Source organism: Arthrobacter sp. HMWF013 (genome assembly GCF_003061105.1).
Taxonomy (GTDB): Bacteria; Actinomycetota; Actinomycetes; order Actinomycetales; family Micrococcaceae; genus Arthrobacter.
This window is the reverse complement of sequence record NZ_QAIQ01000277.1, coordinates 1-7,869: the sequence shown is the minus strand read 5'-3', so window position 1 is coordinate 7,869 and position 7,869 is coordinate 1. Positions and strand designations below refer to the sequence as shown.

6 protein-coding genes and 1 pseudogene are annotated in these 7,869 nt (G+C 65.2%); 5 read left to right on the top strand and 2 right to left on the bottom strand.

Translation table 11 applies throughout. The features are described 5' to 3' along the window. Positions 1 to 1,156 (bottom strand): annotated as a pseudogene (locus DBR22_RS10960) (Gfo/Idh/MocA family protein); the annotation flags it as partial. Positions 1,157 to 1,386: 230 nt separating this feature from the next. Here DBR22_RS10960 and DBR22_RS10955 point away from each other — a divergent pair. From DBR22_RS10955 to aroQ, 5 genes are all read left to right on the top strand, one after another. Next, positions 1,387 to 2,328 (top strand): carbohydrate ABC transporter permease, encoded by a 942-nt coding sequence (locus DBR22_RS10955; protein ID WP_108599041.1) that lies wholly within the window; start codon positions 1,387 to 1,389, stop codon positions 2,326 to 2,328. A 9-nt stretch (positions 2,329 to 2,337) separates the two neighbouring features. Further along, the gene (locus DBR22_RS10950) at positions 2,338 to 3,264 is read left to right on the top strand and encodes a carbohydrate ABC transporter permease (protein ID WP_108599040.1); all 927 of its coding nucleotides are present in this window, start codon (positions 2,338 to 2,340) and stop codon (positions 3,262 to 3,264) included. Between the two features lie 54 nt (positions 3,265 to 3,318). Next, positions 3,319 to 4,659: an ABC transporter substrate-binding protein gene (locus DBR22_RS10945; RefSeq protein WP_108599039.1), complete on the top strand. Its 1,341-nt coding sequence runs from the start codon at positions 3,319 to 3,321 to the stop codon at positions 4,657 to 4,659. 100 nt (positions 4,660 to 4,759) lie between these two features. Beyond that, positions 4,760 to 6,961, top strand: a complete 2,202-nt coding sequence (locus tag DBR22_RS10940; protein WP_108599038.1) for an alpha-galactosidase — start codon at positions 4,760 to 4,762, stop codon at positions 6,959 to 6,961. 139 nt (positions 6,962 to 7,100) lie between these two features. Then, positions 7,101 to 7,562 carry a type II 3-dehydroquinate dehydratase gene (gene aroQ / locus DBR22_RS10935; protein WP_108599037.1) on the top strand — a complete coding sequence of 154 codons (462 nt, stop codon included), beginning with the start codon at positions 7,101 to 7,103 and terminating at the stop codon, positions 7,560 to 7,562. A gap of 18 nt (positions 7,563 to 7,580) precedes the next feature. Here the strand turns inward: aroQ and DBR22_RS10930 are convergent. Continuing rightward, positions 7,581 to 7,869: trypsin-like serine protease (locus tag DBR22_RS10930; protein WP_375134950.1), on the bottom strand; the 289-nt coding region annotated here is incomplete at its 5' end.

Here is a 7,869-nt window from a genome sequence, read left to right as displayed (position 1 = left end):
CCCCGCCCCGGATCGCGGACGCGTGCGCCACGATGCCAGGCAACGTGAACCTGGCGGCAACCCAGGCGTTGACCGGGGGCAGCGTGCCGGTGTTGACCGCCGTGACAAAGTCGTCCACCAGGAAGTGGTGGCTGCCCTCGTGTCCGTTGGGCGCGCCGAGGAATTCCGCCGGCAACCGTTCCGCGTCATGGACGGGAGAGAGCCCGGAAACGAAGGCGTCCCGTAGCTCGGGTGCCACGTTGGCCAGCGACGGGTCATCCAGGGACATGCTGGGCCGGGTTTCGAACTGTTCGGAGATGTCATGGACGTTTTCCTTGTCCTGCCAGACGGTGACTTTGGCGAGCTGCTCGAAGCTGGCCTCCGTTCCGAAAAACCTGAACCGCGACTCCCGGATGTGTGACGGATAGCCCACCCGGCGCATCTCGTTCGTGCGCATCACGCCGCCGTCGTTGAGCTCAAAGAGGGCAGTGGCATTGGAGAAATCGTTGCCGAACATGCTGACGTCCTTGTCGAACACACCATCGTTCCGGTCATCCTTGACGCCGACGCAACTGACGCTGACAGCGTGGGCGCGAAGGGCACCCAGCACTCCTCCCACCGCGTGGGTTGGATACAGCATGGGCGGGTAGCTGGCCGTTTCCTTCCAACGGTCACCGCCGCTGTACTGGTAGGCGTCGTAGAAGCCCAGGTCCATGTCGTGGACGTAATCGCCCTCGGTGTAGAAGATCCGGCCGAACTTTCCGGCGGCGAGCTGCTTGCGCGCATAGACCGTGGCGGGGTTGTAGTAACTGGTCTCCCCCATCATGTAGACCAGCCCGGTCTCCCGGACGGCGTCGATGATGCGGGCGATTTCCTCCTCGGAGACAGCCATGGGTACCGCCGAGTAGACGTGTTTGCCGGCGCGGAGGGCCTGCTCCACCAGCGGGCCGTGCGTCCAGCGCTGGGTGAAGATGGCAACGGCGTCCACGTCGGAGGCCAGGAGCTCCTCGAAGCTCGTCTTTGATCCGGCCAGGTGGTAGCGCTCCACCGCCTCCGCCGCACGTTCCGGCAGCTCGTCCACCACGTACACGGCACTGACGCCGGGGTGGAGATTGAAGAGGTGGGCGAACTGGCCGCCGAACTGGCCGACTCCTACTACGCCGAGCGAAAACGTCATTGTCTCTCTTTCCGTGGGGCTGGGGGACCACGCCGGCTCGGGCAACCGGGCCGGGCAAGCGCTGTCCGTCAGGTTTCCCAGTGTTTCATCGGAATCTACACGAGTCAATAGACCAATATCTGGATAAAACGTTGCCAGCATTGACGAACAGCAGGCCTTGCCACTCTGAATCTACTCGTGTAGATTCATTCCCAGTTGTTACCTCCATCACAGTCAGGAAAGGGTCGAAGATGACCACCCTTGCCAAAAACACGCGAGTTGCCCCGCTCGAATCCGGAGCTCCAGCGCCGCGCGGCGGGTTCCGCCGGCTCGGCGACCTCAAGATCGCCTTGCTCTTCATTGCCCCGGCCATGATCGGGTTCATCGTTTTCTACGTTGTACCGACCATCCGCGGCGTGTACCTCAGCTTCACGGAGTACAACATCCTCGGAGACCCGGAATGGGTAGGGGTGGACAATTACACGGCCATCGCCAAGGACCCGCTGTTCTGGAATTCCCTGGCCGTCACAGGCCAGTACGTTTTCCTCAACATCGTCCTCCAGACCGCCCTCGCCCTCGGCCTGGCACTCCTGATGAACAAGGTGGCGAAGTCCACGCTGATCCGTGGTGCCCTGCTGCTGCCCTGGATGATGTCAAACATCATCGCGGCGCTGCTGTGGTTTTGGATGCTCGACTATCAGATCGGCGTCGTCAACCAGTTCATCGAATGGGCCGGCCTCCCCCGCGTCGCGTTCTTCGGAAGCGAGGAATGGGCCATCCCCACGCAGGCCATCATCAACACCTGGCGGCACATGGGCTATACGGCCCTGCTCATCTTCGCCGGAATGCAGGCTATTCCCGGCCACGTCTATGAGGTGGCCAAACTCGACGGTGCTTCACCGTTCCAGACCTTCTGCAAGATCACCCTTCCGCTGCTGCGTCCGGTCCTGGTCATGGTCCTGGTTGTCACCGTGATCGGTTCCTTCCAGGTCTTCGACACCGTCTCCGTCACCACCGGCGGCGGCCCGGTCAACGCCACCCGAGTCATCCAGTACTACATCTACCAGCGCGCATTCACGGAGTCGGACTTCGGCTACGGATCCGCCATCGCCGTCATTCTCTTCCTCATCCTCGCCCTGGTGGCCTTCATCCAGATGAAGTTCCTCAAGGGCAACGAGTCGGACCTGGACTAGGAGCCCCGCATGACCACCACCACCAGCCGCGCACCGCTGCCGGCCGCAACCCGCCGCCGTCGTCCGTTCAATCCCCGCACCGCCGGGGCCTGGGCCCTCCTTGTCCTCGCCATCGCGGTGTCCGTTGTCCCGTTCCTCTGGGTCCTGCGCACCGCGCTGTCGACCAACAGCGCGCTGGCCACCCAGTCCGCCAGCCTGCTCCCGGCTGACTTCACCTGGGGTGCCTTCCTGCGGGTGTTTGGGCTGCAGAGCCCGGCCGACGCCGTTGCCGAGGGTGGTTCCGGTGCCACCATCGATTTCTGGCTGTACCTGCGGAACTCCATCATCTTCTCCTCCATCACCACTGCCGGTTCTGTCTTCTTCAGCGCGATGGCGGCCTATGCCTTTGCCCGGCTGCGCTGGAAGGGACGGAACTTTGTCTTCAGCCTCTTCCTGGGCACCATGCTGGTCCCGCCGATTTTCACGGCACTGCCCAACTTCCTGCTGATCAAGAACCTTGACCTGCTCAACACGATGCTCGGGATGGTCCTGCCGTACGTGTTCATGACGCCGTTCGCCATCTTCTTCCTGCGCCAGTTCTTCCTGAACATGTCCCGGGAAGTCGAGGAAGCAGCAATGCTCGACGGCGCCAAGCACCTGCGCATCTTCTTCCAGATCGTCCTCCCCAACGCGGCGGCACCCCTCGCCACATTGGCGCTGCTGACCTTCATCGGCCAGTGGAACGAATACTTCTGGCCGCTGCTGGTCGGTTCCCAGGATGACGTCCGCGTCCTGCAGGTGGGCCTCGGCGTCTTCAAATCGCAGTCCCCCCAAGGAGCCCCCGACTGGTCCGGCCTGATGGCCGCGGTCCTGGTTTCGGCCCTTCCCGTCCTGGTCCTCTTCGCCGCCTTCGGCAAGAAGATCGTGAACTCCATCGGCTTCTCCGGCATCAAATAAGCACTTACCGCCCTACCCGTCCCAGAAACCCCCACCCCGAACGGAAAGAACACCATGAAGAAAACCCTCGGCGCCGTCGCCGTCGCCGCAGCTGTGGCCCTCTCAATGTCCGCGTGCAGCGGCTCGTCCTCCTCAGCCGAAGCGGCCAAGGGCGAGATCAGCTACTGGCTGTGGGACGCCAACCAGCTCCCTGCCTACCAGCAGTGCGCTGACGATTTCACGAAGGCCAACCCGGACGTCACGGTCAAGATCACCCAGCGCGGCTGGGACGATTACTGGAGCACCCTCACCAACGGCTTTGTGGGCGGCACCGCTCCGGACGTCTTCACCAACCACCTGGGCCGCTACGGCGAGCTCGCCGAAAACAAGCAGCTGCTGGCCATCGACGAAGCCGTCGAGAAGGACAACGTGGACCTCACCGCCTACAACGAGGGCCTCGCGGACCTCTGGGTGGGCCAGGACGGCAAACGCTACGGCCTGCCCAAGGATTGGGACACCATCGGCCTGTTCTACAACAAGGCCATGCTCGCCAGCGCCGGCGTGACCGAGGAGCAGATGAAGACCCTCAGCTGGAACCCGGAAGACGGCGGCACCTACGAGGACGTCATCGCCCACCTGACCGTGGACAAGAGCGGCAAGCGCGGGGACGAGGCCGGCTTCGACAAAAACAACGTAGCGGTGTACGGCCTCGGCCTGAACGGCGGTGGCGATTCCTCGGGCCAGACCGAGTGGAGCTACCTCACCAACACCACCGGCTGGTCGCACACGGACAAGAACCCGTGGGGCACGAAGTACAACTACGACGACCCCAAGTTCCAGGAGAGCATGGAGTGGTTCGCAGCGCTGGCTGAGAAGGGCTACATGCCCAAGCTGGAGACCACGGTCGGCGCGGCAATGGCCGATACCTTCGCAGCGGGCAAGTCCGCCATCAACGCCCACGGTTCATGGATGACCGGCCAGTACACCGGCTACAAGGGCATCGAAGTGGGCATCGCCCCCACCCCGGTGGGACCGGAAGGCGAGCGCGCCTCCATGTTCAACGGCCTGGCCGACTCGATCTGGGCCGGAACCAAAAAGAAGGACGCGTCCATCAAGTGGGTCGAATACCTCGCCTCGGCCGAATGCCAGGACGTCGTTGCGTCCAAGGCCGTTGTCTTCCCCGCTCTGAAAGCCTCCTCTGACAAGGCTGCCGAGGCGTTCAAGGCCAAGGGCGTTGATGTCAGCGCCTTCACCGAGCACGTCAAGAACAAGACCACGTTCCTGTACCCCATCACGGACAACACCGCCAAGGTCAAGGGCATCATGGAGCCCGCCATGGACGCCGTGGTCTCCGGCAAGGCGCCCGCCAGCTCCCTGACGCAGGCCAACGAACAGGTCAACGCCCTCTTCAAGTAGGCCACCAGCTTTACCGGCTGCGCGCCGCGGACGCTCCACATCCCCGCGGCGCGCAGCCCCCGTCGTCTTACTCCCATCCCCTAGAAGGACAGTGTTTTATATGGACCCCCTCCACCTCCGTTCCGCCGGAACCAGCCTGGTGATCAGCTTCGACTGCGGGGAGGCCGAGGTCATCCACTGGGGTGCGGACCTTGGCAGCACCCTCCCGGACCTCGCCATCCTCGGCGAACCGGTACCGCACTCCGCCATCGACGCCACAGTGCCCGCCGGCCTTCTGCCGCAGGCATCCTCGAGCTGGCGCGGCCGCCCAGGCCTCCGCGGCCACCGCATCGCCGACGGCGTGTCCGGCCTCGACTTCTCGGCCCGGCTCCGCATGGTGACGGCCGGCACCAAGGGCAGCACCGCCGTCGTCGTCCAGTCCGATCCCGACGCCGGCGTCACCGTTTCGTCCTCCCTCACCCTGCACGACGGTGGCCTCCTTGAGCTGCGGCACACCCTCACCAACGACGGCACCACGCCCTACCAGCTCGACGAACTGGCAACGGTCCTCCCCGTGGCACCGGACGCCACCGAACTTCTTGACCTGACCGGCCGCTGGTGCCGGGAAAACCACCCGCAGCGCCGGTCCATCCAGCAGGGCACCTGGGTCCGGACCGGACGGCACGGCCGCACCGGGCACGACTCCTCGCTGCTCTTCGCTGCCGGCACCCCCGGGTTCGGCAACCGCCACGGGAAGGTCTGGGCCACCCACCTTGCCTGGAGCGGCAACCACGAACAGTTCGCGGACAGCATCGGCGATGGCCGCACCATGATCGGCGGCTCCGAACTCCTGGGCCCGGCCGAGGTCATCCTCGAACCCGGGGCCAGCTACACCACGCCGGCGCTGTTCGCCGCCTACTCGGACCGCGGCCTGGACGGCATCAGCGAGGCGTTCTACAGCTGGTTCCGGTCCCGCCCCCACCACGTGCTGCCGACGGCGTCCACCACCGGCGCCACCGGCGCGGCTGCCGGCAAGCCCCGTCCGGTGGTGCTTAACACCTGGGAAGCGGTCTACTTCGACCACAACCTGCCCACGCTGATCGAGCTGGCCGACTCGGCCGCGGAGCTGGGCGTTGAGCGGTTTGTGCTCGACGACGGCTGGTTCCGCGGCCGCCGGGACGATCACGCCGGCCTGGGCGACTGGTATGTCGACGAAACGCTCTGGCCGGACGGCCTCACTCCGCTGATCGACGCCGTGACCTCCCGCGGGATGGAATTCGGCCTCTGGGTGGAACCGGAAATGGTCAACCTCGATTCGGACATCGCCCGGGCCCACCCCGAGTGGATCGCGGGGCCGGCCGCCGCATCCCACAAGGACGGCGGGCGCCTGCCGCTTGAATGGCGGAACCAGCACATCATCGACCTGGTGAACCCGGAAGCATGGCAGTACATTTTCGACCGCGTGGACGCCCTGCTGCGTGGGAACAACATCAGCTACCTCAAGTGGGACCAGAACCGGGACCTCCTGGAACACGGCCACGCCGGACGGTCCTCCGTCCACGAGCAGACCCTGGCCGCCTACCGCCTGTTCGACGAACTCAAGAAGGCCCACCCCGGCGTCGAGATTGAAAGCTGCTCCTCCGGCGGCGCCCGCGTGGACCTGGGCATCCTGGAACGCACGGACCGGATCTGGGCCTCGGACTGCAACGATGCCCTGGAACGGCAGACCATCCAGCGCTGGACCGGGCTGGTGGTCCCGCCGGAACTGGTAGGCGGGCACGTCGGCCCCACCACCTCCCACACCACGGCCCGCACGCACGATCTGTCCTTCCGCGCCATCACGGCCCTTTTCGGGCACTTCGGCATGGAATGGGATGTCCGCGAAGTCCAGGGCGCCGAACGCGAACAGCTCAAACGCTTCATCGGGCTCTACAAGGAACACCGGGACCTGATCCACTCCGGGCGCATGGTCCGTGCGGACATTGCGGACGGATCCCTGATGCTGCACGGCGTGGTGGCCCCCGCGGGCTCTGAAGGCACGACGGCGGCGCTGTTCGCGCTGGTGAGCACCCGCACCTCGTTCGCCGAGCAGACCGGCCGGATCACCATCCCCGGTCTGGAACCGGAACGTTCCTACCGGGTGGAGGCCATCTTCCCGGCACCCGGTGACGCCGACTACGCCCACACCTTTACGCAGGTCCGTCCCCCGGCCTGGCTTGCCGACGGTGCGGTTGCGGACGGCCGGTTCCTGGCCGAGGTGGGCCTGCCGATGCCCATCCTCAACCCCGAGCACGCACTGCTGCTGAGGTTCACGGCAATCTAGTCAGCCGTGCTCCGCATGCGCCCTACCCAGCGCTTCCAAGGCAACGCGGGGTCACTTTACGCCCGTTCCGGGGCCCCGGACGGGCGTAAAGTGACCCCGCGTTTCTTTTGGCCGTGACTCTGGCGCTAGATTTGCACCCATGACTGAAGCCACCTCCAACGAAGACAGCCGCGGGACCATCCTGGTCATCAACGGACCCAACCTGAATCTGCTGGGCACCCGCGAGCCGGAAAAGTACGGCACGTCCACCCTTGCCGATGTGGAACAGTTGGCCACCGCCACGGGTGAGGCCCACGGATTCACGGTGGAATGCGTCCAGTCAAACCATGAGGGCGTCCTGCTGGACGTCATCCACGCTGCCCGCGGCACCGCCGTCGGAATTGTGCTCAACGCCGGCGCGTTCACCCACACCTCTGTTGCGCTGCGTGACGCTCTGGCTGCGGTGCAGGTTCCGGCAGTGGAGGTGCATATCACCAATGTGCACCAGCGTGAGGAATTCCGGCACCACTCGTTCCTCTCGCCGGTCTGCGCCGCGGTGATCGTGGGAGCAGGCGTGTTCGGCTACAAGCTGGCCATCGACTACCTGGGCGAAACGCTCTAGCCGCCTCCCCTGGGGTGCCTACTTCTGGATGCACTGCCCGGACGAAACAGGCGCGCTCATGCCGGCGGCCTGGGAGGCGACCGGGTAGAGGTCGTCCATGGTGATGGCGAATCCCATCTCGGCGTCGGAGGTTGCCTTGGCGAAAATGACGCCCGCCACCAGCCCGTCCGTGGTCAGCAACGGCCCTCCGGAGTTCCCGGGCTGGACGTCGCCGGCGAGGCGGTAAATCTCCTCAGGGGACGGGTTGTTTCCGTAGATGTCCGGGACCAGCACCGAGGCGATGTCCTGGACGGTGGCCGGTTTGGAC

Bases quoted from the DNA above. Each gene is read 5' to 3' on its own strand.
- DBR22_RS10945 (WP_108599039.1), top strand. From the start codon at position 3,319: ATGAAGAAAACCCTCGGCGCCGTCGCCGTCGCCGCAGCTGTGGCCCTC.
- DBR22_RS10950 (WP_108599040.1), top strand. From the start codon at position 2,338: ATGACCACCACCACCAGCCGCGCACCGCTGCCGGCCGCAACCCGCCGC.
- DBR22_RS10940 (WP_108599038.1), top strand. From the start codon at position 4,760: ATGGACCCCCTCCACCTCCGTTCCGCCGGAACCAGCCTGGTGATCAGC.
- DBR22_RS10955 (WP_108599041.1), top strand. From the start codon at position 1,387: ATGACCACCCTTGCCAAAAACACGCGAGTTGCCCCGCTCGAATCCGGA.
- aroQ (WP_108599037.1), top strand. From the start codon at position 7,101: ATGACTGAAGCCACCTCCAACGAAGACAGCCGCGGGACCATCCTGGTC.